The sequence below is a fragment of the Actinomadura fibrosa genome, assembly GCF_900659615.1.
Classification (GTDB): domain Bacteria; phylum Actinomycetota; class Actinomycetes; order Streptosporangiales; family Streptosporangiaceae; genus Spirillospora; species Spirillospora fibrosa.
Genome location: NZ_CAACUY010000208.1, coordinates 1 through 15,899 on the forward strand (window position 1 = coordinate 1; position 15,899 = coordinate 15,899).

The 15,899-nt window shown below is 73.7% G+C and carries 13 protein-coding genes; 3 read left to right on the top strand and 10 right to left on the bottom strand.

All coding sequences use genetic code 11. From position 1 onward, the window contains the following. Window positions 1-1,781: PP2C family protein-serine/threonine phosphatase (locus tag E1300_RS38540; RefSeq protein WP_131762070.1), on the top strand; the 1,781-nt coding region annotated here is incomplete at its 5' end. 39 nt (window positions 1,782-1,820) lie between these two features. Here the strand turns inward: E1300_RS38540 and E1300_RS38545 are convergent. The 6 genes from E1300_RS38545 to E1300_RS38565 form a co-directional block, all read right to left on the bottom strand. Continuing rightward, entirely contained in the window at window positions 1,821-3,062 is a 1,242-nt protein-coding gene (locus E1300_RS38545; RefSeq protein ID WP_131762071.1) for a sensor histidine kinase, read from the bottom strand. Next, the gene (locus E1300_RS53620; protein ID WP_278045421.1) at window positions 3,062-3,184 is read right to left on the bottom strand and encodes a hypothetical protein; all 123 of its coding nucleotides are present in this window, start codon (window positions 3,182-3,184) and stop codon (window positions 3,062-3,064) included. The genes E1300_RS38545 and E1300_RS53620 overlap by 1 nt, the downstream gene beginning before the upstream one ends. 131 nt (window positions 3,185-3,315) lie before the next feature. Beyond that, a complete protein-coding gene (locus tag E1300_RS38550) occupies window positions 3,316-6,387 on the bottom strand; it encodes a discoidin domain-containing protein (protein WP_131762072.1) in 3,072 nt (1,023 codons plus the stop codon). A gap of 11 nt (window positions 6,388-6,398) precedes the next feature. Further along, window positions 6,399-7,718 (bottom strand): beta-1,3-glucanase family protein, encoded by a 1,320-nt coding sequence (locus E1300_RS38555; protein WP_131762073.1) that lies wholly within the window; start codon window positions 7,716-7,718, stop codon window positions 6,399-6,401. A gap of 146 nt (window positions 7,719-7,864) precedes the next feature. Beyond that, window positions 7,865-10,075, bottom strand: coding sequence for a discoidin domain-containing protein (locus tag E1300_RS38560; RefSeq protein ID WP_131762074.1), 2,211 nt, complete (start codon window positions 10,073-10,075; stop codon window positions 7,865-7,867). Between the two features lie 126 nt (window positions 10,076-10,201). After that, entirely contained in the window at window positions 10,202-11,086 is an 885-nt protein-coding gene (locus tag E1300_RS38565; protein WP_131762075.1) for an AraC family transcriptional regulator, read from the bottom strand. A 129-nt stretch (window positions 11,087-11,215) separates the two neighbouring features. Here E1300_RS38565 and E1300_RS38570 point away from each other — a divergent pair, with 129 nt between their 5' ends. Then, window positions 11,216-11,602: a Dabb family protein gene (locus E1300_RS38570; protein ID WP_131762076.1), complete on the top strand. Its 387-nt coding sequence runs from the start codon at window positions 11,216-11,218 to the stop codon at window positions 11,600-11,602. A 15-nt stretch (window positions 11,603-11,617) separates the two neighbouring features. Here the strand turns inward: E1300_RS38570 and E1300_RS38575 are convergent, their stop codons facing one another. Beyond that, entirely contained in the window at window positions 11,618-12,532 is a 915-nt protein-coding gene (locus E1300_RS38575; protein WP_242619663.1) for an alpha/beta fold hydrolase, read from the bottom strand. Window positions 12,533-12,656: 124 nt separating this feature from the next. Further along, window positions 12,657-13,094: a MarR family winged helix-turn-helix transcriptional regulator gene (locus E1300_RS38580; protein WP_131762078.1), complete on the bottom strand. Its 438-nt coding sequence runs from the start codon at window positions 13,092-13,094 to the stop codon at window positions 12,657-12,659. Window positions 13,095-13,296: 202 nt separating this feature from the next. On the opposite strand from E1300_RS38580, the gene E1300_RS38585 reads away from it, so the two are divergent. Next, window positions 13,297-14,775 carry an MFS transporter gene (locus E1300_RS38585; RefSeq protein WP_131762079.1) on the top strand — a complete coding sequence of 493 codons (1,479 nt, stop codon included), beginning with the start codon at window positions 13,297-13,299 and terminating at the stop codon, window positions 14,773-14,775. 52 nt (window positions 14,776-14,827) lie between these two features. Here the strand turns inward: E1300_RS38585 and lexA are convergent, their stop codons facing one another. Then, window positions 14,828-15,490: a transcriptional repressor LexA gene (gene lexA / locus E1300_RS38590; protein ID WP_131762080.1), complete on the bottom strand. Its 663-nt coding sequence runs from the start codon at window positions 15,488-15,490 to the stop codon at window positions 14,828-14,830. 184 nt (window positions 15,491-15,674) lie between these two features. Continuing rightward, on the bottom strand, window positions 15,675-15,899 hold a 225-nt coding region (locus E1300_RS38595), incomplete at its 5' end, for an ArsR/SmtB family transcription factor (protein WP_131762081.1).

A 15,899-nucleotide genomic window follows, 5' to 3' on the forward strand; every position in this document is an offset into this window, starting at 1 on the left:
AGCGGCAGCCGGTGTGGTTCGGCTCGCTCGCCCGGGCGGGGCTGCCGTCGATCGGGCAGCACGCGCTGCCGGGCGGCGGCCGGGTCACCGTCCCCGCCGGGACCGGCGGCCGCGTCATCGGCGTCCTGGAGATCTGCTGGCCGGGCGTGCCGGAGGCGCGGTCCCCGCAGATCGAGCGGCAGGTCCAGGCGCTGGCCGAGCTGTGCGCGCGGACGCTGGAGACCGCCCCGTCCCCGGCCGGGCCGCCCGCCGCCGGGTCGCGGACGGCCGAGCTGATCGACCTCGCGGACGGGCTGCACGACGCCGCGTTCGTGCTGGTGCCGCACCGGCACCCCGACGGCGGGCTCGCCGACTTCCGCATCCACCACGTCAACGACCGGTTCGTCGACCTCGCGGGCCGGCCCCGCGCCGCGGTCGTCGGGGCGCTGCTGCTGGAGGCGTACCCGCTCGCCGCCGACGTCGGCGGGCTGTTCGAGAAGGTCGAGCGCGTCCACGCCACCGGCGAGCCCTTCCGCGCCGAGAAGATGACCCTGACGGCCCTCGTGGACCAGGTCCCGCTGACCGCCACCGCGGCCGTCAGCATCAGCCGCCACGGCGGCTGCGTGCTGCTGATCTGGCGCCTGGAGGACGAGGCGGCCCGCCTGGCGAGCCTGCTCCACCACGCGCAGCGGCTCGGGCGCATCGGCGGGTTCGAGGAGAACCTCGTCACCGGCGAGGTCACCTGGAACAGCCAGCTCTTCGCCCTCTACGGGCTGGAGGCCACGGCCGCGCCCGTCCGGATGGCCGACCTGCCCGCGCAGGCCCACCCGGACGACGAGCCCGCCATCGGCCGGTTCCTGCGCACCCTCATGCACCACCACCGGCCGAGCTCGATCTCGTTCCGGCTGCGGCGGCCCGACGGCATCATCCGGCACCTGCGCATCGTCGCCGAGCCGGTCCTGGACGACGGCGGGCACCTGCTCGCCGTCCGCGGCGCCTACCAGGACATCTCCGCGCAGCACTGGACGGAGGTGGCGCTCGCCGCCACCCGCGACCAGCTCGCCCACACCGAGCAGGAGGCCGCCGAGAGCGACCGCCTCGCCCTGGAGCTCCAGCGCGCCATCATGCCCCCCACCCGCGGCCCCATAGCCACGTCCGGGCTCCGCGCGGCGGTCCGGTACCGTCCCGCCGAGCACGACCACCTGGTGGGCGGCGACTGGTACGACGCGGTCGTCCTGCCGTCCGGCAACGTGCTGCTGTGCGTGGGGGACGTCGCCGGGCACGGCATCAACGCCGCGACCGGCATGGTCGTCCTGCGCAACGCGCTCCGCGGCCTGGCCGCCACGGGCGCCGGCCCGGGCCAGCTCCTCGGCTGGCTCAACCTCGTCGCCCACCACCTCACCGACAACGTCACCGCGACGGCGCTCTGCGGCCTGTACGAGCCGGAGACGAGGACCCTGCGCTGGGCCCGCGCGGGCCACCTCCCCCCGGTCCTGCTCCGGAACGGGCAGGCCAGGTCGCTCGGGATGATCCGCGGGATGATGCTCGGCGCGCTGGAGGAGGGCGAGTACGACGAGGGCGTCATCACCCTGGAGCCCGACGACACCCTCCTCATGTACACCGACGGCCTCGTCGAGCGCCGGGACGGCTCCATGCAGGACGCCCTGGACCGGCTCCTGGTCAGCGCGGAGCAGCCCGTGTCCAACCTCGAAGCCCGCCTCGACCATCTCCTCACCCACAGCGACGCCGACACCGACGACGACACCTGCATCGTCGGGATCCACCTCCCGCCCGCGGCCTGACGAGCCCGGCGTCTCCGGCGCCTCCGGTGTCTCAGGCGGTCAGGCGTGCAGGCGGTGCAGCGCGGCCGGCAGGCTGACGGTGAAGGTCGCCCCGGCGCCGGGACGGCCGGTCGCGGCGACGGTGCCGCCGTGGCTCTCCACGACCTCCCGGACGAGGGCGAGGCCGAGCCCGAACCGGCGGCCCTCGCCGCCGGTGCCGCGGCTGAACCGCTGGAAGATCCGCTCGGCGTCCCGCTGGTCGAAGCCGACGCCGTCGTCGCGGACGGTCAGCTCGACCCGGCCGCCGCGGTGCGTCACCGCCACCTCGACCCGGCCGCCCGGCGGGGTGTGCCCGACGGCGTTGTCCAGCAGCGCCCCGACGACACGGCGCAGCGCCGACTCGACCCCCTCGACGACGCAGGGCCGCCCGGCGCGGACCACCGCCAGCGTGACGTCGCGCGTCTCGGCGCGCGCGGACTCCGCCGCCACGAGCGACGCGGTCACGGCGGCCAGGTCCACCGCGTCGCCGCCGGCCGCGCGGGGGCGGAGCCGCGCCGACAGCAGCAGGTCCTCGATGACCTCGCCGAACTGCCGGGTGTCGGCGACGATCGTGCGCAGCTCGTCGCCGAGGCCGCCGGCGCCGGCGCGCCGGGCCAGCAGCTGGGCGCGCACGTGCAGGCGCGTCAGCGGCGTGCGCAGCTCGTGGCTGGCGTCGGCGACGAACCGGCGCTGCCGGTCGAGGGCCTCGGCGAGCGGCGCGATCGCGCGCCGCGCCAGCAGCCGGCCGGTGGCGAGGGCGGCGAGCAGCCCGCCGAGCTCGGCGACGGCGAGCGCGCCGTACAGCCGGTGCCGCTCCTGGATCTGGTAGCGCCGGTCCAGCGCGGCCTGCACGACGTCCGGGCCGCGGTGCTCGGTGCGCACGAGGTAGCTGATCCCGCCGACGCGGTGCTCGCGGACCACCGTGCCCGGAGCCCGCAGGTCGGCCTGGACGGGCAGGTCGGCGGGCGCGTTCGGGGTGCGGACCGTCCGGCCGTCCCGGACGGCGAACATCCACACGCACGGCGGCGCGTTCTCGACCGCGTTCGCGGCGATCACGTGCCGCAGGTCCCGCTCGGCGTCGCCGCGCTGCCCGGCCGCCATCGCCAGGTGGACGAGCCCGCCGACGAGCGCCACCACCGCGGTGACCGCCGCCGCGAGCTGGAGGGTCAGCGACCAGCGGACGCGCGACAGCACGCGCGCGTCGGGCCCGCCGTCCGCCGGGCCGCGCGGCCCCAGTGCCCGCGTCGGCCGCAGCGCCCGCATCACGGGTCGCCCGCCCGGTCGCCGGTGCCGCGGCGGTCCCGGCCGGCGGGCGGCCCGTCCGGCATGCCCGCGATCTCGGCGGCGTCGTCGACCCTGAGCAACCTCGGCGGGGGTGCGGTCACCCCGCCAGGATCCCACCGTTCGATCATCCTGGCGAAGGGTTCTCACGAGGTGGCCGGTTAACGCCCGGGCCCCGGAGACGCCGGGGCCCCGGCGCGTGGAGCGCCGGGGCCCGTTCGCGTGGCGGTGCGGATCAGGGCCAGCCCTGGAGTCCCGCGCCGTAGGGGTAGAGGGGGTTGCCGTAGGTGGTGGCCGGGGCCTGCCCGGCGTTGATGCGGGCGCGGATGTCGGCGCGCTCGGCCGCCGTGGCGCCGAGGTCGTAGGGGATGTTCCAGTCCTCCACGGCGTCCGCGGGGACGTCGGTGCCGCCCGGCTTGAGGATCTGGTCCACGCTGCGAGGAAGCTGCCAGGGCAGCCGTCCGCGCGGCGTGTAGTCGCCGAACAGCAGGCTCGCCGTGGCCGGGCCGATCTCCTCGCCGCCCCGGTAGGTCATGACGATGGCGTTGGCGAGGCCGTTCCATTCGCTGATGACGGTCGGGCGCGGCAGGTCCATCACCACGACCACCGGTATGCCCTGGTCGTGGAACCGCTGGATCACGGCGAGCTGGTCGGGTGGGAGGTAGGGCTGCTCCTTCGTCCACGCGGTGGCGTGGGTGTAGGACGGTTCGCCGACGGCGACCACGGCGAGCTTGGGCGAGGGGCCGCTGTCCTGGTAGACGTTCACGCCCGCCTTCGCCGCCCGCGCCTTGATCGCGTCCAGCAGGTTCAGGGAGCCGTAGTCGGAGTGGAAGTAGCTCGTCCAGATGCAGCAGGACGCGCCGTCGGTGGCGCGCGGCCCCGCCACCACGATGTTGTCGCCGGAGTTCAGCTTGAGCGGCAGGACGCCGTCGTCCTTCAGCACGGTGACGGACTCCCGCGCCGCCTGGTTCGCGAGCGCGGCGTACGACGGCTGGTGGAACCGGTAGGGGCCGTTCACCGGGTCGCCGTAGGGGCGGTCGAAGACGCCGAGCTGGAACTTCAGCCGCAGGATCCGGGTGACGGCGGCGTCGATCCGGCTCATCGGCACCCCGGCGACGAAGCTCGCGATGCTGAACCCGGACGCGCCCGGGTCGGCGCCGCCCATCACGTCCGACCCGGCGTTCGCCGCGCTGATCCACGCGCCGGACGGCAGCCAGTCGGTCGTGATCAGCCCCGTGTAACCCAGCTCGTTGCGCAGGTAGTTGAGGATCGGCGCGCTGTTCCCGGCACCCGGGCCGCCCGGGTCGAGGTAGGAGCTGCCCGCGTAGCCGGGCATGATGTTGACCGCCCCGGCGTCCAGCGCGGCCCGCCACGGGATCATGTGGTACTTGATCGTGACGGCGTCGAAGGTGATGCCGGCCTCGCCGCCGGCGCCCTCGCCGGGCCAGTGCTTGACGGTCGCGAGCACCGAGCCCGGGTTCAGCTCCGGACCGCCCTGGAGCCCGGCGACCAGCGCCCGGACCTGCGCGGCGGCCACGTCGGCGTTCTCGCCGTTGCCCTCCTGGATGCGGGGGTAGAGCACCTTCGTGCCGACCTCCGCGAGCGGGCCGAGCGTCCCGCGGGCCCCGACCTCCAGCTCCTCGCGGCGCTGCATGTCGCCGAGCCGGTAGTCGAGCGGGTAGTCCTTCGCCGCGGCCAGGGCGCTCTGGAGCGGGTACGTCGTCTGGTAGCCGGCGATCGTGTCGCCCGCCGACACCGGCGGGATCCCGAGGCGGGTGCCCGCGGCGCCGAGCAGGACGTTGTGCAGGTCGTTCGGCTGCGCCGGGCCGAAGTGCCACCCGGACCGGGGATAGGCCTGGGCGTTGTAGAACATCTGGTACGCCTTCTCCTCGGCCGTCATCCTGCCGAGGAGGTCGGAGACGCGCGTCTCCACGGGGTTGCGCCAGTCCTCGTAGGGCTCGATCGTCCCGTTCTTGTTGAGGTCCCGGGCGCCGTTGACGACGCCGACGCCGTCGTCGACCGTCTCGATCTCCGGCATGTAGAGGCTGAAGGTGCGGATGGCGGACGTGGTCCGCGCGCCCGAGCCGCTCACCGCGACGACGAACCAGCGGTACGTCCAGCGGTCGGTGATGTCCCAGGTCGGCGTGTAGGTCGTGCCCGTGGGCTCGGCGACCTTGGTGTAGAGGTCCAGGAGCGGACCGGACGCGGTGAAGTCGTAGTCGGTGCGGCTGACGTTGATCCACAGCTCGTAGCGGGCCGTCCCCGGGACGGACGCCCAGGAGAACGCGGGCCGCCGCGTGCTCGTGACCATCGCCTTGTCGGCGGGGGAGGACAGCGCGAACTGCCCGGTCGTCGCGGGCGCCTTCGTCGGCGGCGACAGCAGCGGGGCCGTGGTGGACGAGGAGTCCACCGATCCGAAGACCTGGAACTCCCAGAGCGAGTACCCGTAGCCGGTGGCGCGGGCCGTCCCGGTGAACCGGACGTAGCGGCCCTTGCCGGAGACGGTCAGGTTCTCGACCCCGCCCTTGCCCGTCGTCGTGGAGTAGAGGGTCGTCCAAGACGTCCCGTTGTCGGACACCTCGATGCGGTAGCCGGTGGCGTAGGCCGACTCCCAGTTGAGCGTCACGCCGGTGATCGTGGCGCTGCCGCCGAGGTCGACCCGCAGCCACTGCGCGTCGCTGAACTGGCTGGACCAGCGCGTCGTGGTCCGCCCGTCCAGCGCCGCGGCCGGGGCGTTGCCGCCCTCGTAGGACGACGCCGTGACCTGCTTGAACGCCGATATCGGCGCCGTGCCGGGCGGCTGCTGCGTCCCGGCGGTGCCGTAGACGGAGAACTCCCACAGCGAGTAGCCGTAGCCGGTGGCGCGGGCGGTCCCGTAGACGCGGACGTACCGGCCGGTCCCGCTGACGTCGAGGGTCTGGGTGCCGCCGGTCGCCGTGGTGGTGGAGTAGACGGTCGTCCAGGCCGAGCCGTCGGCGGAGACCTGGACCTGGAAGGCGGTCGCGTAGGCCGCCTCCCAGTTCAGGACCACCTGGCTGACGGTCGCGCTCTCGCCGAGGTCGACCTGGATCCACTGCGGGTCGCCGAACGCGCTGGACCAGCGCGTCCCGGCGTCGCCGTCCACCGCCGCGGAGGCGGGGAACGCGCCGCTCTCCGCGGACGAGGCCGTCGCGGGCTTGTTCAGCGAGAGGAGCGTCGCCGCGCGCGCGACGCCGCCGGGTACGGCGAGCAGGACGGTGAGCAGGGCGGCGAGTATCGCGAGGACGGCGACGCAGGCCGTCCAGCGGTGCCGTTGGACCGCGTTCATGGTTCCTCCCGCTACCAGCCGACGGCGACGAGCAGCCACTGCGGGTCGCCGTGCGAGACGAAGGACGACTGGCCCGCGTAGTCGTCGTAGGGGAAGCCGTAGGCCAGCCTGTTGATCGCGTGGTCGTGCCAGAACTTCGCGTAGTAGTTCGCCGGCGCGGCCTTGTAGTACTGGCTCGGATCGGACCACTGCGACCGCGGCAGCGTCGCGACGTGCCGGTTCAGCGCGGAGCACATCGCGGCGTCGTTGGCGAGCGGTCCCGCGCACCCCGTCACCTGGGCGGTCGTCGCCGAGACCCCGACGGACGCCGCGTAGGAGGTGAAGTAGTCCGCGTACGCGCCGCCGGGCTGGAACACCGCCGCGTTGCCCGGCGCCGGGATCCGGTACGGCGCGTTCACCTGGGCCAGCGTCTTGAACTCGGTCGGGACCTCGTTGGCGAACCGCTGGAAGGTGGCCGAGCGGTCCTCCGCGAACGTGGCCTGGTCCTCGCCGACCGCTACGTCGTACCCGTCACGGGCGTGCAGCCGCATCGCGAGCTTCAGGCCGAACCCGTCGACCCTGGTGGTGTTGCCGTTGAACACCGACGCGCCGACCGTGAACTCGATGAAGTCCCAGTACTGGCCGCTCGGCGAGCCGAGGTAGAAGTACATCCGCCCGGCGGAGTTGACGGGCATGTCGAGGTAGGGCTGCTCGGCGATCGAGTGGACCTGCCCGTTGAAGCTCCAGTAGACCTGGCTGTCGGGGTACTTCCCGTTCGTCCGGTTGAGGATCTTGACCGTGAGGACGTTCTTGGCGGGCGGGATGGTGGAGGTGTCGCCCCAGAACGAATCCGGTGGCGTGGTCGTCCCGCCGCTGGTGTGGACCGTGAAGCTCCACAGCGAGTACCCGTACTGCGTGGCGCGGGCCGTGCCGTAGAGGCGGATGTAGCGGCCGGTTCCGGTGACGTCGAGGGTCTGGGTGCCGCCGGTCGCGGTGGTGGTGGAGTAGATGTTCGTCCAGGTGGAGGCATTATCGGACACCTGGATCTGGAAGGCGGTGCCGTAGGCGGCCTCCCAGCTCAGGACGACCTGGCAGATCTGCTGGCTGGAGCCGAGGTCGACTTGCAGCCATTGCGGGTCGCTGAAGGCGCTGGACCAGCGGGTTCCGGTGTTGCCGTCCACGGCGGCGGACGCGGGGAAGGCGCCGCTCTCGGTGGACGAGGCGGTGGCGGGCCGGTTCAGCGCGGCGTCGGACGTGCCGCACGCGGCGGCGCCCGTCGGGGCGACCGGCGTCAGGACGACGGCGAAGAGGGTCAGCAGGGCGGCCACGACGGCCGCTACCGGGCGTTTCACAGGGCATCTCCTGTTTCGGGGGGTGGGGGCGGAGATGGGCGGTCCGGCCCGGCGGGCCCGCCTGGGAGCAGGCGGGCCCGTCGAGGAGCGGCCGGACCGCGGGGGCGGTCGATCAGAGGCGTCGGTTGATCAGGGTCGTCGGCCGGTCAGGGGTAGGTGACGACGTTCGAGGGGACGGTGGCGGTGCCGGTCGCCGGCCCGCCGGTGTTGTTGATCACGTGCGTGATCGTCCCGTTGCCGCCCAGCGACACCGTGAGCAGGTCGTGGAAGCGGACACCGGAGCGGTTCGGCGCCTCGAAGCCGCGCGCCGCCGTGATCGACGGGTCGACGTTGAAGTAGCAGTACGCGCCGAGGCCCCAGCCCTCGTGGGTGGTGACGGAGTCGGCGACCTTGTAGGAGGCGTAGCCGTCCGGCGAGTCCGAGCGCCACGCGGACTGGCTCGGCGGGTCGTACGGCATCTCGTTCTGGAAGAAGATCGTCTTCCCGCCGTTGCCGTTCCAGACGAGCTGGTACTTCTGGTAGTGCTCGACGAACAGCCCGTACCCGGTGACGTTGTCGCCGTTGACGGTCAGCCCGTTGTCGGCGGTGTTGACCGTCCAGCCGACGCCGGAGCCGTGGTCGGCCCGCCACGCCCAGATGTGGTCGATGAGCGTGTCGTCGCTGTTCACGACGAGGCTGTTGGTCGCCTTGCCGGCCCCGGCGCCGCCGATGCGGAAGAACACGTCCTGCACGGACGTCGGGTTCGCCGAGTGCCCCGCGCTCGCGTTGGACGGCCCGACCTGGAGCAGCACCGGCGAGTTGACCGTCCCGGCGTCGAAGAGGAGCCCGGCCACCTTGACGCCGTCCACGTCCGCGACCGCCATCGGCGTGACGCCGTTGTCGGGAATGAGCGTCGGGTAGCCGATGCCGAGGACGACGGTGTCCGGCCGCGTCACGTTGATCGTCTGGCTCAGGTGGTACACGCCCGGCGTGAACAGCAGGTTCAGTCCCTGCGCCAGCGCCGCGTTGATCGTGGCAGCAGAGTCGCCCGGTTTGGCGACGTAGAACTGCGTCAGCGGGATGGACGTCCCAGGCGTCGCGCCGCCCGACCAGGTCGTGCCGCGCGAGTTGCGCCGCAGCGCCGGGACGAGCACCTGGTACGCGCCGGAGGAATCGACGTACAGGTACGGCTTCTCCCTGGTCACCGGGCTCGTGTCGAGCGTGGTGTACGGCGGGTTCGGGAAGCTCTGCGCCGGGGCGCCGACGACGCCGGAGAACACCTGGTTCCAGACGCCGTTGAGGTTGCCGCCGATCTGGCTGTCGCGGGTGAGCCACTGCTGCTGGGAGTACGGCTGGACCTGGCCGTCCACCTTGGAGTCGGCGATGTAGCCGCCGCTGGCCCAGCCGTAGCCGGTCGGGGCCAGGTTGAGGTCGCCGCGCACGTGGATCCGCCGGAACGGCGCCGCCTGCGACACCGCCCACCGGTCGGCCCCGCCGGACGGGCTGATCGCGAGGTTCTCGGCGGACCGCCAGAAGTTCTGGGTGGCGTTGCCGCCGAACCACCCGGCGTCCACGGTGACGCCGCCGTTGATCGTGACGTCGTCGGGATTGCGGCCGAGGCCGGCGATCGAGGTGTAGAAGCCGATGTTCGCGTTGACGTTGTAGCTGCCGGGCTTGAACAGCAGCGCGTACCGCGCCGACCCGAACTGGTTGCTCTCCTGCTGGGTGAAGACGGAGTCCAGCCTGCTCTGGATCGTGGACGCGGGCATCGACGGGTCGAAGACGTAGACGTTCGGCCCCAGGTCGCCGCCGCCCGGCAGGTTCCCGCCGGACTCGGTGTGCACGGTCAGGCCGAACAGCGAGTACCCGTACTGGGTGGCGCGGGCCGTCCCGTAGAGGCGGACGTAGCGGCCGGTGCCGGTGACGTTGAGCGTCTGGGTGCCACCGGTCGCGGTGGTGGTGGAGTAGACGTTCGTCCAGGAGGTGCCGTTGTCGGACACCTGGATCTGGAAGGCGGTGGCGTAGGCGGCCTCCCAGCTCAGGACGACCTGGCAGACCTGCTGGCTGGAGCCGAGGTCCACTTGCAGCCACTGCGGGTCGCTGAAGGCGCTGGACCAGCGGGTTCCGGCGTTGCCGTCCACGGCGGCGCTCGCGGGGAAGGCACTGCTTTCGCTGGACGAGGCGGTGGCGGGTCGGTTGAGGGCGGCGTCGGACGTGCCGCAGGCCGCGGCCCGCGCGGTCGCGGGACGCGTGGCGGCGGACGCCCGGTCCGGCGCGCCGGGAACGGTGCCGGGCACGAGGAGCGCGGCCACGAGGAGCAGCGCGGCGGCGGCGGGGCGGGTGGCACGGGGTGGGGACACGAGCGGGGCGGGATGCATGCGCATCTCCTTCGCGGGGGTGGGGAGCGTACGCCCTTATGTCACGTGTTATTTCACGGCCTGATTCAAAACGTGAAATATCTCCCCGTCAAGAGTCCCCGCGGATATTCGGTCCGGGCCCGGGGCTCACCGCCGGCCGTCACCCGTGGGGACGGCGTGGCGGTAGCGGCCTGGGGGAGTGCCGAACTGGCGCTTGAAGGCGCTGGCGAAGGCGTACTCCGACCCGTATCCGGTGCGGGCGGCGACGGCGCCGAGCGGCGCGTCCGAGTCGCGCAGCAGCCGTGCCGCGGTCGTCAGCCGCCACCAGGTCAGGTAGGCCAGCGGCGGGCGGCCGACCAGCGCCGCGAAGCGCCGGGCGAACGCCGCCCGCGAGATCCCGGCGTGCGCCGCCAGGTCCCGGACGGTCCACGGCCGGGCGGGGTCGCCGTGGATCGCGTCCAGCGCCGCGTGGACGACCGGGTCGGCCAGCGCCGCCGCCCAGCCGTCCGGGCCGCCGCACACCGGGCGGTCCTCCAGCCACGCCCGCAGGACGTACAGCAGCAGCGTCTCCAGCAGGGCCTGCACGATCGCGGTGCCGCCCGGCCCGGGACGCTCCAGCTCCGCGCCCAGCAGGTCCACCACGGCGCGCAGCCGCGGATGGTGCCCGAGCCGGGCGGGCAGGTGGAGCACGTCCGGCAGCTCGTCCATGAGCGGATGGCCGCGGTCGGCGTCGAGCCGGTAGGCCCCGCACAGCAGGACGGCGCTCGGCCGCCGGTCGTCCGGCCGGCCGGGCGGGGAGTCGGCCAGCTCGGCGTCGCCGGCGCGGGGCAGCAGGACCACGTCGCCCGCCGCGAGCGCGACCGGCGCGGCGTCCGCGGGGATCAGCCAGTACCCGCCGGCGAGGACGACCTGGAACGCCGCCGTCCCCGGTGCCGGCCGCAGCCGCTCCCGCCACGGCGCCCGCCGCTCCGCGCGCGCCGACCCGGGCTCGCCGGTGCGCATCACGGTGATCACATCGCTCAGCACGTCCACACCGGGACCCTACTGCCGCGTCTCCACGGGAAGACGCTCGCTTATCCCAGCGAGACGCTGACGCATTGGCCGTCCTCGCCGCGGTTCCTACGGTGGTCCTCGACCGCATCGACGGGCTAGGAGACCCTCATGATCGTTCTTTTGCTGCGCTTCGCCTTCCGCGCCGACACGACCGAGGAGCGCAAGGAGGCCGTCCTCGCGAGGATGCGCCGCACCGCGTCCATGGAGTCGGTGGCGTTCTCCGCCGTGGGGCAGGACCTCGGCGACCCGGCGGAGGGCTTCACCCACGCCTACTGCGCGGCGGTCGAGAACCTGGACGCGCTGCGCCGCTACCTCTACGACCCGGTCCACGTGGACGGCGACTACGAGATCCTCCCGCACCTCGCCCGGCTGCACCCGATGCGCCTGTCCGACGACCCGGACCCCGCGCTCGCCGGAACGATCACGGCGATGCACCTGGAGAAGGTCGCGGCGTACCCCGAGTGGGGGCACCTGCTCGACACGATCGGCGCGTGACCGCGTCCGGCGGGATCAGGCGAAGCCGTCGGTCGCGAAGCCGTCGATGAGGCGCGCGAGCTCGACGGGCCGGTCGCCCTGAACCGAGTGGCCCGCGCCCTCGACCGTCTCGACGCGCGCGTGCGGGACGCGGCGGGCGAACTCGGCCGCGTCCTCGTCCGAGACGACGCCGGACAGCGCGCCCCTGACCAGCAGCGCCGGCGCCTTCACCGCGCCGAGGTCGTCCCAGAGGGCGCCGAAGCCGAAGCCGGCGCCGGGGGTCAGGAACCGGTCCCAGCGCCACCGCCACGTGCCGTCCGGGGAGCGGACGGTGTTGTGCAGGATGCCCCGGCGCAGCGAGCTCACCGACCGTCCCGGGTTGAAGGCGACCGTCCGCTCCAGCAGCTCGTCCAGCGAGCCGAACGTCTCGGGGCCGTTGACGAAGTTCGTGATCGGCGCCGCCTTCTCCGGCGTGACGCCGGGCGTGACGTCCACGACGACGAGCCGGCGCACCAGGTCGGGGCGCCGCGCGGCCAGCCGGATCGCCGTGAGGCCGCCCAGCGACATGCCCACCACCGTGCCGGCGTCCGGGGCGAGCCGCTCGACGGCGGCGGCGACCGCCTCGGCGTTGCGGACGGGCAGGTAGTCCCGGTCGGCGCGCCGGTCGGAGTGCCCGTGGCCGGGCAGGTCGAGCGCGACCAGGGGGCGGTCGAGCGCCAGCGCCACGGTGTCCCACGTGTGGGCGTTCTGCGCGCCGCCGTGCAGCAGGACGACCTCGGGCGGTCCGTCGCCCCAGACCAGGGCGCTGATCCGCTGCCCCGGGCCGACCTCGACGGACTCCCGCCGCACGAGCGGCGGCCCGCTCCAGGGCAGCCCGGCCTCCTCCGCGTTCTCGTGGAAGAGCCCGAACTCGTCGTACTCCGTGTCGCTTCCCGCTGGGTCACTCGGCACTGGCCACCTCGCATCGGAGGGAAGGCCGAGCGCTCGGCCTCCCGGCGATCTCGACACCGCGGGGCCCATGCTAGGCCCTCGCTCCGCGAAAGCACACCGAACCGGTAGGGAACCCGCGGCCGGCCTACGGGCGGGGCCAGGGGCGTCCGGAGAGGCGCTCGATGTCCATGTTGAAGCGCCGCAGGTAGGACGCGAACGCGGCGATGTCCTCGTCGGACCAGTCGGCCATGACCTGCTCCAGCCCGCCGGTGATGGTCTCCCGCTCGTCGTCGAGCATCCGCTCGCCCTTGCCGGTGATGCGGAACTTGCGGGCGATCCCGCCGGCGGGATCGGGGATGCGCTCCACCAGCCCCGCGCGCATGGCGGCGGCGGTCTGCCGGTTGAGGGTCGAGGCGTCCAGGCCGAAGGCGTCGCTCAGCTCGCCGATCGACATCGGGCCCTGGACGCGGATGCGGCTGAGCAGCACGTAGGCGCTGCGGTCGAGGGCCCGGGCCCGGTGGCGCAGCTCGTGCCGGCTGAGCAGCATCTGCTCGTACTCGACCTCGTGCGTCGGCCTGGGCATCGGCCGCTCACCTCCACTTCCGCGACCTCCCCGCCCCGCGGCCCGGCACCCGGCGGGCGGTGCCCTCCATCGTCTCACATCGATATGTAACGTCCACATCATGTGCATGATACATTTTGCGTGTACGATGCACATTGTTCGCAGCGGGCGGCCGGTGACGCGGCACGACGTCCGCGTCCCCGACAGCCAAGGAACCCCCGACATGGACGCTTCCCAGTCCACGGCCGGACCGGTGCGGCAGGCCGCCCACGCCAACGGCGTGGTCGCGACGCTCGCGCTGGCCGGCACCACGGCCGCGGTCATGCAGACGCTGGTCACCCCGCTGCTCGCGGAGCTGCCGCGGATCCTGCACACCACGGCCTCCAACTCGGCCTGGGTCATCACCGTCACGCTGCTGGTGGCGGCGGTGTGCGTGCCCGTCTTCGGCCGCCTCGGCGACCTGCTCGGCAAGCGCCGGATGCTGCTGTTCTGCTCGGTGCCGCTGGTGGCCGGCTCGGTGGTCTGCGCGCTGTCGTCCTCGGTCATCCCCATGATCGTCGGACGCGGCCTCCAGGGCATGGGCATGGGCATGGTGCCGCTCGGCATCGCCCTCCTGCGCGACGTCGTCCCGCAGGAGAGGCTGAGCTCCTCCATCGCGCTGGTCAGCGCGTCCATGGGCATCGGCGGCGGCCTCGGCCTGCCGATCGCCGCCGCGGTCGCCGAGTACGCGAGCTGGCGCGTGCTGTTCTGGGGCTCGGCAGCCCTGGCGCTGGCGGTCGCGGTCCTGATCTTCACGCTGGTCCCGGACGTCCCGGCCGCCGCCAAGGGGCAGCGCTTCGACGCCGTCGGCGCGACCGGCCTCGGCGCCGGCCTCGTCTGCCTCCTCCTCGCGGTGTCCAAGGGCGCCGACTGGGGCTGGGCCTCCGCGACCACGATCGGGCTGTTCGCCGCCGCGGCCGTCGTCCTGGCGGCCTGGGGCCTCTGGGAGCTGCGCCACAGCGACCCCGTGGTCGACCTCCGCACGACCGCCCGCCCGCGGGTGCTGCTGACCAACATCGCCTCGGTCTTCGTCGGCTTCGGCATGTACGCCTCGATGCTGGTCGTCCCGCAGCTCCTCCAGTTCCCCAAGGCCACCGGTTACGGGCTCGGCCAGTCGATGCTCGCCGCGGGCCTGTGGATGGCACCCGGCGGCCTCATGATGATGCTGGTCTCACCGCTCGGCGGGAAGCTCACCAACGCCCGCGGCCCGAAGTTCACGCTGATCAGCGGCGTACTCGTCATCGCCGCCGGCTACGCCGTCTCGCTCGCGCTGATGGGCACCGCGTGGGGGCTGATGGTCTCGCTGCTGGTCATCAACTGCGGCGTGGGCCTGGCCTACGGCTCGATGCCCGCGCTGATCATGAGCTCGGTGCCGCTCCACGAGACCGCGGCGGCCAACGGCTTCAACACGCTCATGCGCTCCCTCGGCACGTCGGTCGGCGCCGCCGTCATCGGCGTCGTGCTGTCCCAGCTGACCGTCGAGCTCGGCGGCCACAGCATCACCTCCGAGGCCGGCTTCCGCACCGCCCTCGTCCTGGGCGGGGTCCTCGCGCTGGTGTCCGGCGTGATCGCCGCGACCATCCCGGCCGCCCGCGAGCCCGCCCCGTCCGCCCACGCCCCCGCCGAGGACGCCACCCTGGCACAGGCCAAGTCCGACCGCTGACCGGACGCGCCGCCCGGGCCCGACGCCGTCCGGCGTCAGGCCCGGCCTCTCGTCAGATGCTCCGCAGCACCGAGACGACGACGCCGAGGACGGTGGCCTCGTCGCCGTCGATGACGTCGTACGCCGGGTTCCGCGGTTCGAGCAGGACGTGCCCGCCGCGGCGCCGGAACACCTTCACGGTCGCCTCACCGTCGATCATCGCGGCGACGATCTGGCCCGAGTGCGCCTCGTGCTGCTGGCGGACCACGACGATGTCGCCGTCGCAGATGGCGGCGTCGACCATCGAGTCGCCGCGCACCCGCAGCCCGAAGACGGTGCCGCGCCCGGTCAGCTCGCGCGGCAGCGACAGCGTGTCGTCCACGTGCTCCTCGGCCGCGATGGGCGTGCCGGCGGCGATGTGGCCGACCACGGGCACCGGCACCGCGCCGCCGGCGGGCTCGCCCGCCGCCCGCTCCCGCAGGAACGCCCGCACGTCGATGGGCCGGGCCACCGCGTCCCCGCGGCGCAGGAAGCCCTTCTCCTCCAGGCTCGCCAGGTGCCGCGACACCGACGACGCCGACCGCAGCCCGACGGCGTCGCCGAGCTGGCGCGTGCTCGGCGGGTACCCGTGCCGGACCACCCAGTCCTGGATCGCGGCCAGGATCCGCTGCTGGCGCGGCGGCAGTGCGGAGGGGTCCAGGCCCTCGAACGCGTCAAGATCATCGTAGGCGGTCACCTACGGGATTGTAGGGCCCGCGCACCCGGATCGGCTCTGGGACGCGTTCCCGCGCGCGCGGCGGGTCGGCCCCCGCGGCGGGCAGCAGTGGCTGGCCGCCGCGCTGATCGCGGCGAGCCGGATCCTCGTGACGACGAGCGCGGCGGGCGCCGCCCGCGTCCTCTCCCGCACCTGACGCGCCGGGTCACGCCCGGTTCAGGAGTGCGCGTCCGGACGGTGTCAGGGTGTGGACGACGGTGTTGCGCTCGCGGCGGCTGACCAGCAGCCCGGCCTCGCGGAGCACCGCGGCGTGCTGGCTCGCGCCCGCCGGGGAGATGCCCAGGTGGCGGGCGATCTCGCCGGTGGTGCGGCCCGCGGCCGCCGCCTCCAGCACGGCCGCCCGGGTGGCGCCGAGCAGCGCGCCGAGGCC

Bases quoted from the DNA above. Each gene is read 5' to 3' on its own strand.
- E1300_RS38585 (WP_131762079.1), top strand. From the start codon at position 13,297: ATGGACGCTTCCCAGTCCACGGCCGGACCGGTGCGGCAGGCCGCCCAC.
- E1300_RS38560 (WP_131762074.1), bottom strand. From the start codon at position 10,075: ATGCATCCCGCCCCGCTCGTGTCCCCACCCCGTGCCACCCGCCCCGCC.
- E1300_RS38545 (WP_131762071.1), bottom strand. From the start codon at position 3,062: ATGCGGGCGCTGCGGCCGACGCGGGCACTGGGGCCGCGCGGCCCGGCG.
- E1300_RS38580 (WP_131762078.1), bottom strand. From the start codon at position 13,094: ATGCCCAGGCCGACGCACGAGGTCGAGTACGAGCAGATGCTGCTCAGC.
- E1300_RS38570 (WP_131762076.1), top strand. From the start codon at position 11,216: ATGATCGTTCTTTTGCTGCGCTTCGCCTTCCGCGCCGACACGACCGAG.
- E1300_RS38550 (WP_131762072.1), bottom strand. From the start codon at position 6,387: ATGAACGCGGTCCAACGGCACCGCTGGACGGCCTGCGTCGCCGTCCTC.